The organism is Streptomyces capitiformicae (assembly GCF_002214185.1).
GTDB classification, from domain to species: domain Bacteria; phylum Actinomycetota; class Actinomycetes; order Streptomycetales; family Streptomycetaceae; genus Streptomyces; species Streptomyces capitiformicae.
Genome location: NZ_CP022161.1, coordinates 190506 through 209797, shown reverse-complemented (window position 1 = coordinate 209797; position 19292 = coordinate 190506). Strand labels below are relative to the sequence as shown.

Here is a 19292-nt window from a genome sequence, read left to right as displayed (position 1 = left end):
CAGGAAACCTGTGTGTAATGAAACTGCGAACCACCAGGAATCCTGTTGGTTGAAAACTTGGCGATCAAGGCTGAATCAAGCTGAGGAGTGGGCAATGACGACCACCTTCGAGAGCGAGCCCGGGCGGCTGTTCATCGGTGGACAGTGGCGCGAGGCGACTGACGGGGCACGCACCGACGTGATCGACCCGTCCACGGGTCAGGTGGTCACGACCGCCGCGGAAGCGAGCGCGGCCGACGTCGACGCTGCGGTACAGGCCGCGCGCGAGGCCTTCGACAGCGGCACCTGGTCCGGGCTGAGCGGCCGGGAGCGCGGCCGGATCCTGCACCGCGTCGCCCAGCTGATACGGGAGAACGCCGACGACATAGCCGCCCTGGAGAGCCGTGACGTCGGCAAGCCGATCACCCTGGCCCACGCCGTCGACGTGACCAACGCGGCCAACGACTACGAGTACTACGGCTCCCTCGCCTTCAGCCTGGAGGGCGGCAACCGCGACGTCCCGCTGAACCGCCACGCCTACACCAAGCGCGGCCCGATCGGCGTGGTCGGCGCGATCACCCCGTTCAACTTCCCGCTGATCCTGGCCGGCAGCAAGATCGCCCCCGCGCTCGCGGCCGGCAACACGGTCGTGCACAAGCCCGCCGAGGAGACCCCGCTCAGCGCCCTCTACATGGCGGGCCTGCTGAAGGAGGCCGGTGTTCCGGACGGCGTCTACAACGTCGTCACCGGCACCGGACCCGTCGCGGGCGAGGCCCTGCTGCGCAACCCGGGCGTCGACAAGATCGCCTTCACCGGCTCCACCGCGACCGGCCGGTACGCGGCGAGCGTCGCCGGCGAGAGCCTGAAGCCGGTCACCATGGAACTCGGCGGCAACGCGGCGCACATCGTCTTCGAGGACGCCGACGTCGAGAAGGCCGTCGGCGCCGTCATCAAGGGCTTCGTCTTCAACACCGGCCAGTTCTGCATGGGCGGCCCCCGCCTGCTCGTCGCCCGCCCGCTCTACGACACCCTGGTCGGCATCCTCGCCGACGCCGTGCCCGGCGTGCCCCTCGGTGACCCGCGGCAGCCCGAGACCGTCATCGGCCCGATGGCGGGGGAGCGGCACCTGAAGAAGGTCGAGGAGTACGTCGAGCTGGCCCGCAAGGAGGGCGGCCGCATCGTCTGTGGCGGCGAGCGTCTCGACCTCAACGGCGGCTTCTACTACAAGCCCACCGTCATCGCCGACCTCTCCAACGACTCCCGCGTCGTCCAGGAGGAGATCTTCGGCCCGGTCCTCACCGTGCAGCCCTTCGACTCCGAGGACGAGGCCGTCGAGCTCGCCAACTCCACGCCGTACGGCCTGGCCTCCGGCGTCCAGACCACCAACCTGGCCCGCGCCCACCGCGTCGCCGACCGTCTCCAGGCGGGCATCGTCTGGATCAACGACTGGGCGATGCTCGACCCGGCCGTCCCCTTCGGCGGTGTGAAGGCCTCCGGCTTCGGCCGCGAGTACGGCCCCGAGGCCCTGGAGTCCTACACCAAGGTCAAGTCCGTCGTCGTCTCCCTCGACTGAGCAACCCCCGTACCGACAAAAGGAGTTACCGCGATGTCCACCACCACTCGCGCCGCCGTGGTCGAGTCCGGGGGAGCACCCTTCACCCTCTCCGAGGTCGTCCTCGACGAGCCCGGCCCCCACGAGGCGATCGTCCGCATGGTCGCCACGGGCCTCTGCCACACCGACCTCGGCGTCGCCGGCGGCGGACTGCCCTTCCCGCTCCCCGGCGTCCTCGGCCACGAGGGAGCGGGTGTCGTGGAGGCCGTCGGCTCCGCCGTCACCGGTGTGGCCCCCGGCGACCACGTCGTCCTCTCCTTCACCTCCTGCGGCGGCTGCGCCAACTGCCGCGACGGGCACCCCGCGTACTGCGCCACCTGGCTGCCGCTGAACCTCATCGGCGGCCGCCGCGCCGACGGCACCAGCACCATCAGCCGTGACGGCGAGCCGCTCGGCGGCCACTTCTTCGGCCAGTCCTCGTTCGCCGAGCGCGCCCTGGTCGACGAGCGCAGCCTCGTCAAGGTCGACCCGGACGTACCGCTGGACGCCATCGCCCCCCTCGGCTGCGGTGTGCAGACCGGCGTCGGCGCCGTCTGGAACGTCCTGGAGCCCGGCGCGGGCAGCACCGTCGTCGTCCTCGGCTCCGGAGCCGTCGGCCTCTCCGCCGTGATGGCCGCGGCCCTGACCCCGGCCACCCAGGTGATCGCCGTCGACAAGGTCGCCGAGCGCCTGGAGCTGGCCCTGGAGCTGGGCGCCACCCACACCGTGAACGCGGACGAGGTCGAGGACATCACGGCCGCCCTCATGGAGCTGACCGGCGGCCGGGGAGCCAACGGCATCGTCGAGACCACCGGCAGCGTCTTCGTCCTGCGCAAGGGCGTCGACGCGCTCGCCGCACGCGGCACCCTGGTCATCGTGGGCGCCCCGCCGTTCGGCACCGAGGTATCCCTCGACGTCAACGGCATGCTCGGCGGCAAGCGGGTCGTCGGCCTCACCCTCGGCGACACCGAGACCCAGACCGACATCCCCGTCCTGGTCGACCTGGTCAAGTCGGGCAAGCTCCCGCTGGACCGCCTGATCAGCCGCTACAAGTTCGAGAACATCGACCAGGCCGCCGCGGACATGGGCGGCGGCAAGGCCATCAAGCCGGTACTGATGTTCTGATCCACCGCGGATCCACCACGCCTCCTCCCCGCCGATCATCGAACGTCCGGGGTCCCTCCCACGTCACAGGAGGGGCACCGGACGTTCGGTGCAGGCGGAGAACGGACAGTGAGGAGCGGGGGATGCGGGCAGGACTCGTGGCGACGGCGGCGGTGCTGGCGGTCGCGGCGGTGGGCTGCGGAGGCGGGACCGAGGGCGGTCTGCTGGTCGAGGGCAGCCCTCCGGCCACGCCGTACGAGGGGCCGCTCCACGTGCCGCACCGGGACGTCGATGCGGACGGCGTGCGGGCGATGGAGATCGAGTCCGGCGCGGCCGGACGGGCACTGGAGTGCGACGGCCCCCTCTATTCGGGCGGCGGCGGACCCGGCGGTTGGGGTGCGAACGACGGCGGCGATACACCGGAGGAGGGGCTGAAGGCGTACTTCGACATCGAGGTGCCCGACGTCCCGAGGTCCGGTTACCGGGTCGAGCGCGAGGAGAAGGACCGGGTGCTGTTCTCCTACGACGTCGACGGGAAGACCAAGGTCGCCGTGATCGTCGCCAAAGATCAGAAGGGCAGCCCCGGTTGGGGTCCGGAGACCAGCGCCTCCTGCGACCCGGCGGAGTTCCCGGCGAGCTACACCGAGGCCGAGGGGTACGAGATCTGGACGGACCGCGCCGACCGCCGCGTAGCGACCACGACGGTGAGCAGCTCCGAGGGCGCCGCACACTGCGACTGGGAGACGGCCCACTTCCTGTCGTGGCGCGGCGACGCCGAGGAGGAGGCCCGGCGGTACGCCCGAGACCCCGAGGGTGTCCTGCCCGACGGGATGCTCACCTCCGCCTACGACGGCGACGTACGCATGCCCGAGGAGGCGCGTGACACCGGGTACCGCTACGAGGACCGGGCGCTGTGGCTCGTCGCGGACGACCCGTCGAAGGCGTACGTGCGCACCCCCGACGGCGTCGAGGTGTGGCCCGAGGTGGCCAAGGGCCACGGCTGCGCCTGACCGTGCCCGGTGCTCATCGGCTGCGGTGCAGCGCGACCAGCAACTGCCAGGCCTGGTCGGCGATCTCCTGAGGGGTGGCCTCGATGAGGCCGTGCAGCCAGTCGGCGAGGACGCCCGCGAAGGTGGCCGCCACGGCGGAGGCCACCAGCGGGGCGTCCGCCGCACCGGCGAGCTCGCGCTCGCGCAGGCTGTAGGCACGCAGGTCCCGGTGCAGGACATGGCCGAGCGGGCCGCCGCCTCCGGGGAGCAGCAGGGCGCGGTACAGGCTCGCGTGCGGGGCGAGACCGGCGAAGAACTCCGGCAGCGCCGCCGGCGCCCGCACCGGGTCGGGCCGGCCACGCCACGCGTGCAGGGCCTCCACCGCCTCCCGTACGACATCGGCGCAGGCGTCCACGGCCAGCGCCTCCAGATCCGAGTAGTGCACGTAGAACGTGGCCCGGCCGACCCCCGCCCGGCGGACCAGCGCGGCCACGCTGACCTCGGGCAGTGGACGCCGGGCGCACTCGTCGAGGAGGGCTTCCCGCAGCTTGGCCCGGGTGCGGGCGGCCCGGGGGTCCTCCACGGTCATCCGGCGGCGAGGACGGCGGCCAGCGCGAGCGCGCCGGGAAGCGCTTGGGCGACGAGGATGCGGCGGTTGGCGGTGGCGGCGCCGTACACCCCGGCGACGATCACGCAGCCCAGGAAGAAGATCTGGACCCGGAAGCCGGTCGGGTCACCGGCGATCAGCCCCCACACCAGCCCGGCCGCGAGGAACCCGTTGTAGAGGCCCTGGTTGGCCGCCATCGAGGCGGTGCGCCGAGCCAGCTCCGCGTCGAAGCCGTGGAACCCCATCCCCGGCTTCTTCTGCCACAGGAACATCTCCATCACCAGGATGTACACATGCAGCGCCGCCACCAGCGCGACCAGCACATTCGCCACTATCTCCATGTCAACGGACTCCGTCGTTCACTCGATGCTTCCGCATACTTCTTGGGCAGGTGTCCACTATAGCTGGACAGTCGTCCAGAAAACTACCGGTGATGGTCGGATACGGCCGGCAGGGGTACCCCGGGGGGACGTATGGCTGACCCCACGGAGGAGACATGGCACTGGTACAGGCAGGCCTCGTGGTGCTGGACTGCGCCGAACCCGAGAGGCTCGCCGCGTTCTACACGGAACTGCTCGACGCCGAGGAGACGGACGCGACGGCCAACCGCGTCGAGATCCAGGGCGCCTGCGGCACCCGGCTGGCCTTCCGCCGCGACGTCAACGCCACCCCGCCGAGCTGGCCGCGCCCCGAGAACTCCCTCCAGGCCCACCTGGACTTCTACGTCGAGGACCTCGACGAGGCCGAGCGGCGGATCGTCTCCCTCGGTGGGCGCCCGGTGGACACGAAGGAGCCGACCGGGCCGTTCGAGGAGCGCGGCTACTCCGACCCGGCCGGCCATTCCTTCACGCTGCGCCGCGAACACCCCACGGCACCCAAGTCGGGCTGAGGAACGTCAGTCCCGGCCGCCCTTCTCGGCGGTCGGCCACACCCCGGTGGACCGCTCGATGGCCTTGGCGCCCGTGCGGTCCACCGCGCTGCGTACGACCGCGAAGATCGCGCCCTGCACGGCGGCGGCGAGCAGCACCTCGCCCCAGCCGCGATCCCGGTCCAGCGCGTCGGGCGCGTCGTCCTCGTGGCGGATCGCCTTCCACGTCGCGCGGAACGCCATCGAGGCGAGCGCCCCGCTCACCCAGCCGAGAGCGAAGCCCAGAGGCTTGTAGGCAAGGGGCAGTTTCTTCTTCTTGGCCACTTGGTTCTCCTCCTTCACACAGTGGTTCCGCTCGTTTCAGGGACGCCCTGGCGCGGGCACGACCTCCGCGGCGGGCACCGGCCCCGGCGGCGTCCCGTCGCCGAACGGGCGGCCGCCCAGCTCCTCGCGGTGGTGGGGCGTGAGCCAGCCCGACAGATCGGGGCCGAGCGGCACGATGCCGGTCGGGTTGATGCCCGTGTGCACCCGGTAGTAGTGCCGTTTGATGTGGTCGAAGTCGACCGTGTCACCGAACCCAGGCGTCTGGAAGAGGTCACGGGCGTACGCCCACAGCACCCGGTCCTCCGCCAGCTTCCAGCGGTTGCACTTGAAGTGACCGTGGTAGACGGCGTCGAACCGCACCAGCGTGGTGAACAGCCGGATGTCCGCCTCGGTGATTGTGTCGCCGACGAGATAGCGCCGCCGGGCCAGCCGCTCCGACAGTGCCTGAAGCCGACGGAACACCGCGTCGCAAGCCTCCTCGTACTCCTCCTGGCCCGTGGCGAAGCCCGCCCGGTACACACCGTTGTTGACGTCCTCGTACACCTCGGCCATCACCGCGTCGATCTCGTCGCGCAGCCCCGCCGGATACAGGTCGGGCGCGCCCGCGCGGTGCAGGTCCGTCCACTCGGTGGCGAGGTCGAGCGTGAGCCGCTGGTAGTCGTTGGTGACCAGGTCGCCGCTGGGTACGTCGACGATCGCCGGGACGCTGACACCCCCGGGGTAGTCGCGCTCCCGGGCGTCGTACGCCTCCTTCAGGAACCGGATGCCCAGGACGGGATCGCGGTCGTCCGGGTCCAGGGTGAACCGCCAGCTGCGGTCGTCCTGGATCGGGTCGACCACGGCCATCGACAGCGCCTCCTCCAGGCCGAGCAGCCGCCGGGAGATCACCGCCCGGCTCGCCCATGGACAGGCGCGGCTGACGACCAGCCGATAGCGGCCCGCCTCCACAGGCCAGCCGTCCCGGCCGTCGGCGGTGATCCGGTCCGTGAAGTGGCTCTTGGACCGCTTGAACGCCTTCCTGCCGTACTGCTCGTTCCCCTCGCCGACGCTCATCGCGTCTTCCCTTCCGATCCATCCGGATACGTCTGCTCTCTACGTCCGCACTGGTGAGAGTTCCCCGTTTTCCGCGCACCCCACGGTGTGAGCGGGACCGCTCGGGGCAATCGGCGAAGGTGCACCGGACAGCAGACACGGAGACGACACGGACACGGAGACGACACGGACACGGAGACGACAACGGACAAGGACCAACCGGCGCGAGCCGACCGCAGGACCCGCGTCACCGTCCTGGTCGCCCTCGGCGCGAACCTCCTGATCGCCGTGGCCAAGACCGTCGGCGGACTGCTCGCGGGCTCACCGGCCCTGCTCTCGGAGGCCGCGCACTCGGTGGCCGACAGCATGAACGAGGTCTTCCTCCTCGCCGCACTGCGCCGCAGCCGCCGCCCCGCCGACAGCCGACACCCCTTCGGCTACGGCAAGGAACGGTTCTTCTGGTCCCTGCTCGCCGCCGTCGGCATCTTCGTGATGGGCGGCTGCTTCTCCTTCTTCCAGGCGGTCCACGCCCTCACCGGTGGCTCGGAGGAGTCCTACGACGGCTACGCGGCCGGCCTCGCCGTACTCGGCGTGGCCCTGCTCGCCGAGGGCACCTCGCTGCTGCGCGCCCTGCATCAGGTGCGCCGCCAGGGCGGGGGCCCGGGCGGCCTGCGGGACCCGGCGCTCAGGACGGTCGTCGCCGAGGACGGCACCGCGGTGCTCGGCGTGACCCTCGCGATCGTCGGGATGGCCCTGCACATGGCGACGGGGCAGGCCGTCTGGGAGGCGCTCGCCTCGTTCGCGATCGGGGCGCTCCTCGTGTACGTCGCCTACTGGCTCGGCCGGGACGCCCGCGATCAGCTCATCGGGCGGGCCGCCGATCCCGAACCCAGCCACAGGATCCGCGCCCTGCTGGCGGCGCAGCCCGAGATCGACAGCGTCGAGGCGCTGCTGACCATGCAACTCGGCCTGGATTCCACCCTGGTGGCCGCCCGCGTCGATCTCGTCCCCGGTCTCGACAGCGAGCAGGTCGAGGACGTCGCCGTACGCATCAAACGCTCCATCGCGCACATCGTCGCCGAGGCCGACCAGATCTTCCTCGATGTGACGGACGCGCGGACCGCGAGGAGGGCAGCGGAAAGCCCCGCCGCGACGGGGGAACGCGGCGGGGCCTGATCCTCGGGTGCCCGGTGCGTGAAGGATCATGCGCACCGAATCGAAGATTTTTCTCCGGCTTTTCTCCGGCTTACAAGAAGGTGCTCACTGTCCGGTCGACGGCTCCAGCACGAAGACGGGTATCTCCCGTTCGGTCCGCTTCTGGTAGTCGTCGTACGGCGGGTACGCGGCGACCGCACGCTCCCACCACTCGGCCTTCTCGGAGCCCGTGACCTCACGTGCCGTCATGTCCTGGCGTGCGGTCCCATCCTGGAGTTCGACATGGGGGTCGGACTTCAGGTTGTGGTACCAGACCGGGTGCTTGGGCGCACCGCCCAGCGAGGCCACGACCGCGTACTGCCCGTCGTGCTCCACCCGCATCACCGGAGTCTTGCGGATCTTGCCGCTCTTGGCGCCGCGCGTGGTGAGGATCACGACGGGCAGACCCGTGTCCTTCAGCGTCGTCCCCTTGGTACCGCCCGAGCTCTCGTACAACTCGACCTGCTCGCGCACCCACTGCGTCGGACTCGGCACGTATTCGCCCTCAAGAGGCATGACAACTCCCTTGCTGTCACGTACAGATGCTGTCCCCCGCATTCAACACCGGTCTCCCGCCGATTCATCCGCCCGGCCGGGCCCCGGCTCCTCAGGCCAACGTCACCTCGACCGGGAGCTTCTTGATGCCGTTGACGAAGTTGGAGCGGACGCGGGGCACATCACCGGCGAGGCGGATGTCCGCGAGTCGGGGGATCAGCTCCTCGAACATGATGCGGATCTCGGTCCGGGCGAGCAGATTGCCGAGGCAGAGGTGGGGGCTGCCCTTGCCGAAGGTGACGTGGTCGTTGTCGGTGCGGGTGACGTCGAAGTCGTACGGGTTGCCGAAGACCTCCTCGTCGCGATTGCCGGAGGCGAACCACATGACGACCTTGTCGCCCTCCTTCACCTGCTTGCCACCGAGTTCGACATCGCGGGTCGCCGTGCGGCGGAAGTGGTAGACGGGGGAGGCCCAGCGCAGGAACTCCTCGACCGCAGCCGGGATCAGTGAGGGGTCGTCCTTGAGCCTGGCGAGCTGCTCGGGGTGTTGGAGCAGGGCCAGCATGGAGTGGGAGATGGTGTGCCGGGTGGTCTCGTTGCCGGCCACGACGAGCAGCAGGAAGTAGTTGTCGAAGTCCTGGGCGGAGAGCGGGACTCCGTCGCGCGGGGTGGTGTTGACCAGTTTCGACACCAGATCCGCGCCGTCGCCGCCGCGCCGCTGCCGGGCCAGTTCACGGCCGTACTCGAAGACCTCCAGGGAGGCGGGGGAGCGGAACGGCAGATCGCGGTACTTCTCGCTCTCCGCGCTGTGCAGCAGGACGTCGGCGTAGTCGGGGTCGGTGTTGCCGATGATCCGGTTGCCCCAGTCGATGAGCTTCTGGTTGTCCTCCGGCGGCACGTCCAACAGCCTGGCCAGGACGTTGATGGGGAAGTCGGCGGAGACATCGGCGACGAAGTCGAAGCTGCCCTTGGCGAGGGCCGCGTCGAGCGTGGTCGCGGTCAGACCGCGGAGGAAGTCGGTGTAGCTGTTGATGACGTTCGCGCCGAACTGCCGCTGGATCACGCTGCGGAGCGCGCGGTGGCGGACGCCGTCCAGCTCCAGGATGGAGGCGCGCTTCTTGATCTGGTCGTCGTCGACCTCTTCGAGGTTCACGAACCTCGTGGAGGTGAAGGTCTCGGCGTCGCGGTCCACACGGGCGATGTCCGCGTGCCGGGTCACCGCCCAGAAACCGGAGTTGGGGGCCTCCTCCGGCTGCCAGTGCACCGGGTCCTCGTGGCGCAGGGTGTGGAACATCCGCCACGGGGTGACGCCGTCCGTGAAGTTGTCCAGGTCGGCGAGGTCGACGTCTTCGAGGGGCAGGGGTTCGTTCAGGGCGGCGGAGAGGGTGTCGGTCATCGATGACTCCTTGGCTTCGGATGCGGCTGTCACGAGGGCTGGGGGTGTCACAGGTGGTAGGCGTACTCGGTGAACTCCCAGTCGGTGACGTGCCGTCGGAAGCGCTCGACCTCGTTCCGCTTGTAGGAGAGGAAGGAGGAGACGAAGTCCTTGCCGAGCACCTCGGCCAGGGCGGTGTCCGCCTCCAGCGCGTCGAGGGCGTCGGTCAGGGTCGTGGGCAGCAGAGCGGACCTGCTGGTGTCGTACCCGTAGCCCTCCAGCGGCGCCGGCGGTTCCTCACCGGCCAGGACACCGAGCAGCGCGGCGGCGACGGTGCCCGCGACGGCCAGGTACGGATTGGCACTGGCGTCACCCAGCCGCAGTTCGAGACGGGCGCCGGAACCGCGCTCCGGTGGGATGCGGATCATCGCGCTGCGGTTGTCGAGCCCCCAGTCGATCAGCCAGGGAGCGAGGGTGTCGGGCCCGAAGCGTTTGTACGAGTTGATCGTCGGGTTGAGCAGCGCGGCGAGGGCGGGGGCGTGTGCGACGAGCCCGGCGACCGCGTGGCGGGCCGTGTCGGACAGCCCGTACGGGCCGGAGGCGTCGTCGAAGACATTGCGGCCCTCCGTGTCTTCGCACGACAGGTGGAGGTGGAAGCCGGAGCCGCCCGCGTCGTTGAACGGCTTCGCCATGAAGGTGGCGAGCCTGCCTTCGCGGCGGGCCAGCTCCTTGATCGCGGCCTTGAAGCGGAAGGCGCGGTCGGCGGCCGACAGCGCCTCCGAGTGCACGAGGTTGATCTCGAACTGTCCGCCGTCGAACTCGTGGTTGCCGCTCAGCACCCCGAGGTTCAGGTCGCGGACGTGGCGCAGGGTGCGCAGCAGATGGTTGTCGGGGTCGGCGCGCAGCCCGGCGGTGTAGACGACCCCGGCGTGCCCGCCGTAGCGTCGCCAGCCGCCCGCCGGTCCGGGCTCGGGGTCGCACAGGTAGTACTCGAGCTCCGGGCCGACGACCGGCCGCAGCCCGTGCTCTGCGCACCGGGCGAGCACGGCCCGCAGCAGATCGCGGGGCGACTCCGGCGCGGGTGACCCGGTCGCCGGGTCGATCACCTCGCCGAGACAGGTGGCCACCCCCGGCTCCCACGGCAGCTTCACCAGAGTGTCGAGGTCCGGTCGTACGGAGATGTCGGGCAGCCCGGCGTCGAGACCGCCCGCTACCGGGACGACATCGCCCTGCGGGCTGGTGTGATACACGGCCCGGCAGAAGGCGAGCCCGTGCGTACAGGCCCGGGGCAGCTCCTCCAGCAGCACGTCACGCGCCCGGTCCGTGCCGAGCAGGTCGGGATAGGCCACCCGGACGACGTCGATGCCGTCGGCGGCGAGCCGGGCCGTCTGCCGGCGGACTTCTGAGGTGTCGGATGCGCTCACCGATGTCTCCTCGGACAGGTGATGGGGCACGACGCTGGGCCGTTTCATTTGATGTCAAACGGTATGAGGGGATGGCTCGCCCTGCAAGGGGCGAGAGAAAGAATTTATCCATGGGGATAGGTATTGACCAGGGTTCCAGGTCTGCCTACCTTGTTTGAAGCCAAACGAGTCAGGGGTGCGGTCCCTGGTCCCCTGTGGGCCCCCACCCCTTTGGCCGGGGCCCGGCGCCACCTGTGCGGCCGGGTCCCTCTTCCCCCTTCACCCCCGCTCCGATGCCCGCACCTCCAGGAGGACCGGCCATGAAGGTCGTCGTCGACATGAACAAGTGCCAGGACCACGGCCAGTGCGTCTTCGCCTCCCCCGACGTCTTCTCGATGGACGACGACGGGCATCTGCTGTACGTCGCCGACCCGGACGAATCGTTGCGCGACGAGGTCGAGGAAGCGGCGGACGTGTGCCCGCTCCAGGCCATCCGGATCGAGGCCTGAGGTGACCGGCTCACCTGACGTGACCGGCTCACCTGACGTGACCGGCTCACCTGACGTGACCGGCGCGCCCGCCCCTGGCCGCGGCCCCGACCCCGCACCCGTGCCCGTGACCGGCCGGGTCGTCGTCGCGGGCGCCTCCATGGGGGGTCTGCGCGCCGCCGAGCAACTGCGCGCCGCCGGCTGGACCGGCGCGATCACCGTGGTCGGCGACGAGCCCCACATGCCGTACAACAGGCCGCCGCTGTCCAAGGAGGTCCTGGCGGGCAAGGCGTCCTTCGACTCCCTTGCGTTCACGCCCAAGGCCGCCGCGGCCGACGTCGAATGGCGGCTCGGTACCCCCGTCGCCGCGGCCCGTCTCGCCGAACGGACCCTGGACCTGGCCGACGGATCCACCCTCGCCTTCGACGGCCTGGTCGTCGCCACCGGCATGCGACCGCGCCGACTCGGCTGCCCCGGCCCGACCGCGGGCCGCCACACCGTCCGTACCCTCGCTGACGCCCAAGCCCTGCGCGACGCGCTCACCCGGCCCGGCGTCCGCGTGGTGGTGATCGGTGCCGGCTTCATCGGCTGCGAGGTCGCGGCCACCGCCGTGGGACTCGGCGTCCGCGAGGTGACCGTCGTCGACCCCCTGCCCCTCCCGATGGTCGGTCCCCTCGGCGAAGCCCCCGCCCGAGCCCTGCTGCGGCGCCATGAGGAACGCGGGATGCGCTTCGCGCTCGGCACCGGCGTCGCCGGGTTCGAGGGTGCCGGGGGTGTCGAGGGTGAGGACCGGGTCACCGGCGTCGTACTGAGCGACGGTCGTGTGCTCCCCGCCGACGTGGTCGTCGAGTCCGTCGGCTCGGTCGCCAGCACCGAATGGCTCGACGGCAACGGGCTCGACCTCACCGACGGAGTACTGACCGACGAGCAGCTGAGAGTCGGCGGACTTCCGTACGTCGTCGCGGTGGGTGACGTGGCCCGCTTCCCCAACGCCCGCTACGACGGAGTGCCGCGCCGCGTCGAGCACTGGTCGATTCCCACGGACACCGCCAAGCACGCGGCCAAGGTGCTCACCGCCCAGCTCGCCGGATTCGAGGTCTGCCTGCCGGCCTTCGCGCCGCTGCCGACCTTCTGGAGCGATCAGCACGACTTCCGGTTGCAGTCCTTCGGGGCGCCGGCCCTCGGCAAGGGCGATGTCCGCGTCCTGGACGGCGATCCGGACGGCGACGTCCTGTTCGGCTACCACCGCGGTGGCCACCTGGTCGGTGTCGTCGCCCTCGGCGGACAGGCCGCCGCGATGGGCGCCGCCAAGTACCGCGCCCAGCTGCTCAAGCAGCCCGCCCTCACCGCGTGAGCAAGGTAAGGAACCTCTGTCATGACCAGTGTCCGTGGATACTTCCACCCCAGAACGGCGAGCGGTGCCTCGTCACTCATCCCGTCCCCGCCGTGGCGCTACTCGGGGGACCTGCTGACCGTCGAGTACCGGACCGATCCCGCCCGGGTACGTGAACTGCTGCCCGAGCCACTGGAGTTGGCCGACGAGGACCCGGGTGCGGTCGCGCTGATCTGGGCCGACTGGCAGTCCTGCTCGGCGTCCGGCGCGGAGCTGCTCGATCCGGTGCTCTCCCAGTACAAGGAGGCCTTCGCGGTCGTCCGCTGTCAGTACAAGGGGCGGACGTACTCGCGGTGCGTCTACATCTGGGTCGACAAGGACTTCGCGATCGCCCGCGGGCTGCACCAGGGGTATCCGAAGAAGCTCGGGTCCATCCACCAGACGCGGCCGCATCCGTACGGGCCCGCTCCGCGGATCTCGGCGGGGGCGAAGTTCGGGGCGACCTTGGCTGCCGCCGATCGTCGGTTGGCCCAAGCCGTCGTGACGCTTCGGGAGCCGTCGGAGACGAACGGGTTCGTGAACGGGCATCCCATGGCTCATCACCGGTGGCTGCCGTCGATCGAGAAGGGGAAGGGGTTGGCGCTGGACGAGTTGATCGAGTCCGGGGCGGCCTCGTTCGAGGGCGGGCAGGCGTGGGTCGGTGACGCCGAGTTGGAGTTGTTCGAGGCGCCGACCGAGGAGCTTGCCCGGCTGGAGATACGGGAGCCGATAGCTGCGTATTACCGGCAGGTGGGCGTCGTCTGGGATGGCGGGCGGCTGCTGGAGTCCGGGACGTCGGAAGCGTCTGCCGAGTAGGGCCGGTTTCGGAGCGCGGGTTGTTCGTGGCTGGTCGCGCCCACGCGGCGGAGCCGCATATCGGCACAGTCCCGCGCCCTTGAGGGGCGCGGCCGTTCCCCTCCTTCGTACATCTGGAGCCATCTTCATGTCTGACAAAATCATCGTCGCCGGAGTCTCCGTCGACACCCGGCACTGGATCGGCGGTCGACGTGTCGCCTCCGCCTCCGGTGAGACCTTTCCCGACGTCTCGCCCATCGACGGGCAGCCCCTGGGCGAGATCGCCCGCGGCGGGCCGGTCGAGGCCGAAGCCGCTGTTGCCGCTGCTCGTGAGGCGTTTCCCGTATGGGCGGCGACCTCTCGCGCCGAACGTGCCCGTATTCTGCACGCCATCGCCGAGGGGGTCGACAGGCGGCTCGAAGAGCTGGCGATCGTCGAGACGACCGACAACGGGGCGTTGCTGCGTTCGCACCGGCGGGGTGTGATGCCCCGTGTGGCGCACAATTTCCGGTTCTTCGCGGACTGGTTGCTGTCGCTGGAGCACGAGGACTTCGAGACGCGGGGGCACACCAACCACGTCAGCTGGGATCCGGCGGGCCCGTGTGTGCTGATCACGCCGTGGAACGCGCCGTTGATGCTGGCGACGTGGAAGGTGGCGCCGGCCCTGGCCGCCGGTAACACCGTCGTGCTGAAGCCCGCCGAGTGGTCCCCGCTGACCGCCTCGCTGCTCGCGGACATCGCCGCCGAGGCGGGGCTTCCGGCCGGTGTCCTGAACGTCGTGCAGGGTTACGGCGCCGAGATCGGCGACGCCCTCACCTCGCACCCCGATGTGCGGCGGATCAGCTTCACGGGGTCCGTACCGACCGCCAAGCGCATCGCGGCGTCCGCCGCCGCCCATCTCACGCCGCTCAGCCTCGAACTCGGCGGCAAATCACCGCTGTTGGTGTTCGCGGACGCCGACTTGGACGTCGCCGTGGACCTCGCGGTGGAGCAGTACGACAACGCCGGGCAGGTCTGCCTCGCGGCCACCCGCTTCCTTGTCGAGGAGTCGGTCGCAGAGGAGTTCACCCGCCGGTTCGTCGAGAAGGCGTCCGGTCTGCGACAGGGCGACCCGAGGGACGAGTCCACCGACATCGGGCCCAATATCCACCCGCGCCAGCTGGAGAAGATCGACGGGTTCGTGCGGCGGGCTCTGGCGGCCGGGGCGCGTGCGGTCATCGGCGGGCACCGCAAGGACGGCCAGTACTACGCGCCGACCCTGCTCACCGATGTCGCCCAGGACTCCGAGATCGTCCAGGAGGAGGTCTTCGGACCGGTCCTGACCCTGCAGACCTTCTCCGACGAGGACGAGGCGGTCCGCCTGGCCAACGGCACCCGCTTCGGGCTCGCCGCCACGGTGGCCACCGGCGACCCCGAGCGCGCCGCACGGGTCACCGCGCGGCTGGTCGCGGGCACGGTGTGGGTCAACTGCTTCTTCGTACGCGACCTTCAGGCGCCCTTCGGCGGTTCGCGGCAGTCCGGTGTCGGCCGTGAGGGCGGCACCTGGAGCTTCGACTTCTACTGCGACCTGAAGAACACCGTCACCGCACCTGGAGGGTGGAAATCGCATGGGTGAGATCGTCGGGGCGGGTCTGCTCGCCCACGTCCCCACCATCGTGCTGCCCGAGGCCGACCGCCTGGAGCTCAACGAGGGCAAGGAGATCACCCTCGTCACCGGCCTTCAGGAACTCCGCCGGGACGTCTTCGAGCGGGACGACTACGACACCGTCGTCGTCCTGGACTCCCACTGGGCCACCACCGTCGAGTTCGTCGTCACCGCGCAAGCGCGCCGGGCCGGCTTGTTCACCTCCGAGGAACTGCCGCGCGGCATGTGCCGGATGCCGTACGACTTTCCTGGCGACCCCGAACTCGCCCGGAACATTGAGAAGTTCGCCGACCGGCACGGCACCTGGATCACCGCGATCGAGGACGAGTACCTGCCGATCTACTACGCCACCATCAACCTCTGGAAGTTCCTCGGCGAGGGGCTGCCGGACAAGCGGTGGGTGACCATCGGGGTCTGCCAGACCGGGGACATGGAGGACCATCTCCGGCTCGGGCGGGCGCTCGCCGACGGTATCGCCGCCACCCCGGGGCGGCGCGTGCTGCTGATCGCCTCCGGCGCGCTCTCCCACACCTTCTGGCCGTTGCGCGAGCTGCGTGACCACGAGGCGAGCGACCCGGTGCACATCTTCACGCCGGAAGCCCGCGAGGCGGACTACGAGCGGATCGGCTGGTTCAAGGAGGGCCGGCACGACAAGGTCCTCGACACCATGGACGAGTTCTGGAAGTTCAAGCCCGAGGCGAAGTTCTTCCACTACCTGATGATGGCCGGTGCCCTCGGCGAGCAGGCGTGCGTGGCCAGGGCCCGGCAGTACGGCGAGTACGAGAACTCGATCGGCACCGGCCAGGTCCACCTCTGGTTCGACCGCCCGGACGACGGCTGGACCGGCACCGGCCTCCCGCAGTCCCCACGCACCCCGCACAGCCGCATCTAGGAGTCCTGCCATGCCCGAATACCGCCGCATCCTCCTCGACGGCGCGGTCGTCCAGGTCACCGTCGACGGGGACGAACTCGTCGCCGGGGACGGCCGCCGCGTGAAGACCGAGGAGGCGCACCACCTGCCGCCGGTCGTGCCGTCCAAGGTGATCGCGGTCCACCTCAACCACCGCAGCCGCGTCGACGAGTTCCGGATCGACCTCCCCGACACCCCGACCTACTTCCACAAGCCCACCTCCGCCCTCAACGCGCACAACGGGGCCATCGTGCGCCCCGAGGGCTGCAAGTGGCTCAACTACGAGGGTGAGGTGGCCATTGTCATCGGGAAGACGGCGCGGAACATCGCCCCGGACGAGGCGGGGGAGTACATCGCCGGCTACACGGTCGCCAACGACTACGGCCTGCACGACTTCCGCGACACCGACGCCGGCTCCATGCTCCGGGTCAAGGGCTCCGACACCCTCTGCCCGCTCGGCCCCGGCCTGGTCACCGACTGGGACTTCCACGGCAAGCGGCTGCGGACGTATGTCAACGGCGAGGTCGTCCAGGACGGTTCGACGGACGAGATGAAGTGGGACATGCACTACCTCGTCGCCGACATCGCCCGCACGATCACCCTGCACCCGGGCGACGTGCTGCTGTCCGGCACCCCCGCCAACTCCCGTCCCGTCCAGCCGGGTGACGTCGTCGAGGTGGAGGTCGAGGGCCTCGGCCGGCTCACCAACCGCATTGTCACCGGCCCGACCCCGGTCCGGACCGACGTGGGCGCCCAGCCCACCGAGTCCGAGGAGGTCCTGTCCACCGCGCTCGGCGGCGACTGGGAGTTCCGCGGCGTCAGGGCGCCGCGTCGCTGAGCTGTGCTCCGACTCGTACAACCGACTTGCTCTGGAGGTCCCCATGCCCGCCGCCACCCACGACGAGTGGCTCCGCCGCGCCGAGGCGCTCGTGATACCCGGCGCGCACCACATCGACGGCGCCGGTGAACCGGGTGGCGGCGGAACCTTCGCCGTCGTCTCACCACGCGACGGCCGGGCCGTCGCCGAGGTCGCCGACGCAGGGCCCGCCGAGATCGACGCGGCCGTGGCCGCCGCCCGCCGGGCCTTCGACGCCGGACCCTGGCCGCGCCTGGCACCCGCCGAGCGCGGCCGGATCCTGCTGCGCCTCGCCGAACTGCTCGAAGAACAGCGGGAGTCACTGGCCCTGGCCGTGAGCCTGGAGATGGGCAAACCCATCACGGACGCGTACGGCATCGAACTGCGCGCCGCTATCAACACCTTCCGCTGGTACGGCCAGCTCGCCGACAAACTCACCGACGAGTCCCCGCACACCGCGCGGGACGCCCTCGCCCTCGTCACCCGGGAACCGGCCGGTGTGGTCGGCGCCGTCGTGCCCTGGAACTTCCCCCTCACCTTGGCGAGTTGGAAGGTCGCGCCCGCGCTGGCCGCCGGCTGCACGGTGGTCCTGAAACCATCCGAGAACTCACCTCTGTCGGCCCTCCTCCTCGGCCGCCTCGCGACGCAGGCCGGGCTGCCGCCGGGCGTGCTCAACGTCGTGAACGGCAAGGGGCCGGTGGCGGGCCGGGCCCTCGGGCTCCACCCCGACCTGGACGTCCTGGCCTTCACCGGCTCCACCGCCGTGGGCCGCCACTTCCTCCGCTACTCGGCCGACTCCAACCTCAAGCGCGTCTGGCTGGAGCTGGGCGGCAAGTCACCCAACATCGTCCTCCCGGACGCCCCGGACCTGGACAAGGCCGCCGCCACCGCCGCCTGGGGCATCTTCTTCAACCAGGGCGAGATGTGCACGGCCCCCTCCCGGCTCCTGGTCCACTCCTCCATCGCCGAACAGGTCACCGAGGCCGTCGTACGCCGGGCCCGCGAACTGCGCGTCGGCGACCCGCTCGTCCCGGCCACCGAAATGGGCGCCCTGGTCGGCGAGGACCACCTCACGCGCGTACGGGAGCACATCGGCACAGGCCTGGCGGAGGGCGCGAGGCTGCTCACGGGCGGCTCACGCACCCTCACCGACACCGGCGGCAGCTTCCTGGAGCCGACCGTCTTCGACCACGTGGACCCCGGCATGCGGCTGGCCCGCGAGGAGATCTTCGGACCGGTTCTCTCCGTCCTCGCCTTCGACGACCTCGACGAGGCGGTACGACTGGCCAACGACACCGAGTACGGCCTCGCCGCGGGCCTGTGGACCGCCGACCTGTCCACCGCCCACCAGGTCGCCCGAGCGCTGAAGGCCGGAACCGTCTGGGTCAACTGCTACGAGGAAGGCGACCTCACCGTCCCCTTCGGCGGCATGAAGCAGTCGGGCAACGGACGGGACAAGTCCGCCCACGCCCTGGAGAAGTACACCGAGCTCAAGACCACCTGGATCCAGCTGTGAGCCACCGCGAACCCACTGGTCACACCTCTGTACGGCCGCTGATCGCCATCCCCGCCCGCTTCTCCGCGACGACCTCCGCGCTGCGGTACGCCGCCGAGGTCAACGCCCGTGCGCTGATCGACGCCGTCTGGCGAGCCGGGGGTGAGCCGGCGACCGTCCATCCGGCCGACCCCGAGGGCGCCGACGTGGCTGCCCGTCTCGCCCGCTTCGACGGCGTCCTGCTCCCCGGCGGCGGCGACCTCGCCCCGCACCGCTACGGCGCTGCCGGGGTGCACGAGACCGTCTACGACGTCGACGACCTTCAGGACGCCTTCGACCTGGAAGTCGCCCGCCGCGCACTGGATTCGGGCCTGCCACTGCTGGCGATCTGTCGGGGCCTCCAGGTCGTCAACGTCGCCCTCGGCGGCACCCTGGAACAGGACATGGGCGGTCCGGAGCGGGAGCACCGGCACGTCGTCCACCCGGTGGCGATCCAGCGCGGCACCCTGCTGGAGCGGGCCACCGCCGGGGCGAAGGCCGAGGCGTCCTGTTATCACCACCAGCGGGTGGCCGATCTCGGTACCGGCCTCACGATCACCGCCCGGGCCGCCGACGGCACCGCCGAGGGGCTCGAACTTCCGGGCGCCCGGGGCTGGTTCACCGCCGTCCAGTGGCACCCCGAGGACACCGCTCACGAGGACCCGGCCCAGCAGGGGCTGTTCGACGCGTTCGTGGCGGCGGCCCGGGAACACGGCGGCTGACCAAGGCAG

General features: G+C 70.6%; 20 protein-coding genes. 13 read left to right on the top strand and 7 right to left on the bottom strand.

The features are described 5' to 3' along the window. Positions 1-94 precede the first annotated feature (94 nt). From CES90_RS00840 to CES90_RS00830, 3 genes are all read left to right on the top strand, one after another. Entirely contained in the window at positions 95-1552 is a 1458-nt protein-coding gene (locus tag CES90_RS00840) for an aldehyde dehydrogenase family protein (protein WP_189782010.1), read from the top strand. A gap of 33 nt (positions 1553-1585) precedes the next feature. After that, complete coding sequence (locus CES90_RS00835; protein ID WP_189782011.1) at positions 1586-2695, top strand: NAD(P)-dependent alcohol dehydrogenase; 1110 nt, start codon at positions 1586-1588, stop codon at positions 2693-2695. A gap of 122 nt (positions 2696-2817) precedes the next feature. Next, complete coding sequence (locus CES90_RS00830; protein WP_189782012.1) at positions 2818-3684, top strand: hypothetical protein; 867 nt, start codon at positions 2818-2820, stop codon at positions 3682-3684. 13 nt (positions 3685-3697) lie between these two features. On the opposite strand, the gene CES90_RS00825 is transcribed toward CES90_RS00830, so the two are convergent. Together CES90_RS00825 and CES90_RS00820 are read right to left on the bottom strand one after the other, a co-directional pair. Then, positions 3698-4252, bottom strand: a complete 555-nt coding sequence (locus CES90_RS00825) for a TetR/AcrR family transcriptional regulator (protein ID WP_189782013.1) — start codon at positions 4250-4252, stop codon at positions 3698-3700. Beyond that, positions 4249-4611 (bottom strand): DUF1304 domain-containing protein, encoded by a 363-nt coding sequence (locus CES90_RS00820; protein ID WP_189782014.1) that lies wholly within the window; start codon positions 4609-4611, stop codon positions 4249-4251. Before CES90_RS00820 ends, CES90_RS00825 begins: the two co-directional genes overlap by 4 nt. Positions 4612-4766: 155 nt before the next feature. Here CES90_RS00820 and CES90_RS00815 point away from each other — a divergent pair, with 155 nt between their 5' ends. After that, positions 4767-5159: a VOC family protein gene (locus tag CES90_RS00815; RefSeq protein ID WP_189782015.1), complete on the top strand. Its 393-nt coding sequence runs from the start codon at positions 4767-4769 to the stop codon at positions 5157-5159. Between the two features lie 6 nt (positions 5160-5165). On the opposite strand, the gene CES90_RS00810 is transcribed toward CES90_RS00815, so the two are convergent. Together CES90_RS00810 and CES90_RS00805 are read right to left on the bottom strand one after the other, a co-directional pair. Then, on the bottom strand, positions 5166-5462 hold the full coding sequence (locus CES90_RS00810) for a DUF4235 domain-containing protein (RefSeq protein WP_189782016.1): 297 nt from the start codon (positions 5460-5462) through the stop codon (positions 5166-5168). A 36-nt stretch (positions 5463-5498) separates the two neighbouring features. Beyond that, positions 5499-6515 (bottom strand): glutathione S-transferase family protein, encoded by a 1017-nt coding sequence (locus CES90_RS00805; RefSeq protein WP_189782017.1) that lies wholly within the window; start codon positions 6513-6515, stop codon positions 5499-5501. 234 nt (positions 6516-6749) lie between these two features. Here CES90_RS00805 and CES90_RS00800 point away from each other — a divergent pair, with 234 nt between their 5' ends. Beyond that, complete coding sequence (locus CES90_RS00800; RefSeq protein ID WP_189782156.1) at positions 6750-7670, top strand: cation diffusion facilitator family transporter; 921 nt, start codon at positions 6750-6752, stop codon at positions 7668-7670. Positions 7671-7754: 84 nt separating this feature from the next. Here CES90_RS00800 and CES90_RS00795 read toward each other — a convergent pair whose 3' ends face one another. From CES90_RS00795 to CES90_RS00785, 3 genes are all read right to left on the bottom strand, one after another. Beyond that, entirely contained in the window at positions 7755-8204 is a 450-nt protein-coding gene (locus CES90_RS00795) for a nitroreductase family deazaflavin-dependent oxidoreductase (RefSeq protein WP_189782018.1), read from the bottom strand. Positions 8205-8295: 91 nt separating this feature from the next. Beyond that, positions 8296-9579 carry a cytochrome P450 gene (locus CES90_RS00790; protein WP_189782019.1) on the bottom strand — a complete coding sequence of 428 codons (1284 nt, stop codon included), beginning with the start codon at positions 9577-9579 and terminating at the stop codon, positions 8296-8298. A 47-nt stretch (positions 9580-9626) separates the two neighbouring features. Continuing rightward, on the bottom strand, positions 9627-10982 hold the full coding sequence (locus CES90_RS00785) for a glutamine synthetase family protein (protein WP_189782020.1): 1356 nt from the start codon (positions 10980-10982) through the stop codon (positions 9627-9629). A gap of 299 nt (positions 10983-11281) precedes the next feature. Here CES90_RS00785 and CES90_RS00780 point away from each other — a divergent pair, with 299 nt between their 5' ends. The 8 genes from CES90_RS00780 to CES90_RS00745 all read left to right on the top strand — a co-directional run bounded on the left by CES90_RS00780 (position 11282) and on the right by CES90_RS00745 (position 19283). Then, complete coding sequence (locus tag CES90_RS00780) at positions 11282-11470, top strand: ferredoxin (protein ID WP_189782021.1); 189 nt, start codon at positions 11282-11284, stop codon at positions 11468-11470. A gap of 106 nt (positions 11471-11576) precedes the next feature. After that, complete coding sequence (locus tag CES90_RS00775) at positions 11577-12803, top strand: NAD(P)/FAD-dependent oxidoreductase (RefSeq protein WP_189782157.1); 1227 nt, start codon at positions 11577-11579, stop codon at positions 12801-12803. A gap of 21 nt (positions 12804-12824) precedes the next feature. Beyond that, a complete protein-coding gene (locus CES90_RS00770) occupies positions 12825-13637 on the top strand; it encodes an acetoacetate decarboxylase family protein (RefSeq protein WP_189782022.1) in 813 nt (270 codons plus the stop codon). A 127-nt stretch (positions 13638-13764) separates the two neighbouring features. Then, a complete protein-coding gene (locus CES90_RS00765; RefSeq protein WP_189782023.1) occupies positions 13765-15231 on the top strand; it encodes an aldehyde dehydrogenase in 1467 nt (488 codons plus the stop codon). Further along, complete coding sequence (locus tag CES90_RS00760; RefSeq protein ID WP_189782024.1) at positions 15224-16153, top strand: 3,4-dihydroxyphenylacetate 2,3-dioxygenase; 930 nt, start codon at positions 15224-15226, stop codon at positions 16151-16153. The genes CES90_RS00765 and CES90_RS00760 overlap by 8 nt, the downstream gene beginning before the upstream one ends. A 10-nt stretch (positions 16154-16163) precedes the next feature. Beyond that, positions 16164-17009 (top strand): fumarylacetoacetate hydrolase family protein, encoded by an 846-nt coding sequence (locus CES90_RS00755; protein ID WP_189782025.1) that lies wholly within the window; start codon positions 16164-16166, stop codon positions 17007-17009. A 43-nt stretch (positions 17010-17052) separates the two neighbouring features. Then, a complete protein-coding gene (locus CES90_RS00750; RefSeq protein WP_189782026.1) occupies positions 17053-18543 on the top strand; it encodes an aldehyde dehydrogenase in 1491 nt (496 codons plus the stop codon). Beyond that, positions 18540-19283 carry a gamma-glutamyl-gamma-aminobutyrate hydrolase family protein gene (locus CES90_RS00745; RefSeq protein WP_189782027.1) on the top strand — a complete coding sequence of 248 codons (744 nt, stop codon included), beginning with the start codon at positions 18540-18542 and terminating at the stop codon, positions 19281-19283. The genes CES90_RS00750 and CES90_RS00745 overlap by 4 nt, the downstream gene beginning before the upstream one ends. Positions 19284-19292 lie beyond the last annotated feature (9 nt).

Bases quoted from the DNA above. Each gene is read 5' to 3' on its own strand.
- CES90_RS00770 (WP_189782022.1), top strand. From the start codon at position 12,825: ATGACCAGTGTCCGTGGATACTTCCACCCCAGAACGGCGAGCGGTGCC.
- CES90_RS00750 (WP_189782026.1), top strand. From the start codon at position 17,053: ATGCCCGCCGCCACCCACGACGAGTGGCTCCGCCGCGCCGAGGCGCTC.
- CES90_RS00815 (WP_189782015.1), top strand. From the start codon at position 4,767: ATGGCACTGGTACAGGCAGGCCTCGTGGTGCTGGACTGCGCCGAACCC.
- CES90_RS00790 (WP_189782019.1), bottom strand. From the start codon at position 9,579: ATGACCGACACCCTCTCCGCCGCCCTGAACGAACCCCTGCCCCTCGAA.
- CES90_RS00825 (WP_189782013.1), bottom strand. From the start codon at position 4,252: ATGACCGTGGAGGACCCCCGGGCCGCCCGCACCCGGGCCAAGCTGCGG.
- CES90_RS00840 (WP_189782010.1), top strand. From the start codon at position 95: ATGACGACCACCTTCGAGAGCGAGCCCGGGCGGCTGTTCATCGGTGGA.
- CES90_RS00765 (WP_189782023.1), top strand. From the start codon at position 13,765: ATGTCTGACAAAATCATCGTCGCCGGAGTCTCCGTCGACACCCGGCAC.
- CES90_RS00805 (WP_189782017.1), bottom strand. From the start codon at position 6,515: ATGAGCGTCGGCGAGGGGAACGAGCAGTACGGCAGGAAGGCGTTCAAG.
- CES90_RS00760 (WP_189782024.1), top strand. From the start codon at position 15,224: ATGGGTGAGATCGTCGGGGCGGGTCTGCTCGCCCACGTCCCCACCATC.
- CES90_RS00795 (WP_189782018.1), bottom strand. From the start codon at position 8,204: ATGCCTCTTGAGGGCGAATACGTGCCGAGTCCGACGCAGTGGGTGCGC.
- CES90_RS00820 (WP_189782014.1), bottom strand. From the start codon at position 4,611: ATGGAGATAGTGGCGAATGTGCTGGTCGCGCTGGTGGCGGCGCTGCAT.
- CES90_RS00780 (WP_189782021.1), top strand. From the start codon at position 11,282: ATGAAGGTCGTCGTCGACATGAACAAGTGCCAGGACCACGGCCAGTGC.
- CES90_RS00835 (WP_189782011.1), top strand. From the start codon at position 1,586: ATGTCCACCACCACTCGCGCCGCCGTGGTCGAGTCCGGGGGAGCACCC.
- CES90_RS00830 (WP_189782012.1), top strand. From the start codon at position 2,818: ATGCGGGCAGGACTCGTGGCGACGGCGGCGGTGCTGGCGGTCGCGGCG.
- CES90_RS00755 (WP_189782025.1), top strand. From the start codon at position 16,164: ATGCCCGAATACCGCCGCATCCTCCTCGACGGCGCGGTCGTCCAGGTC.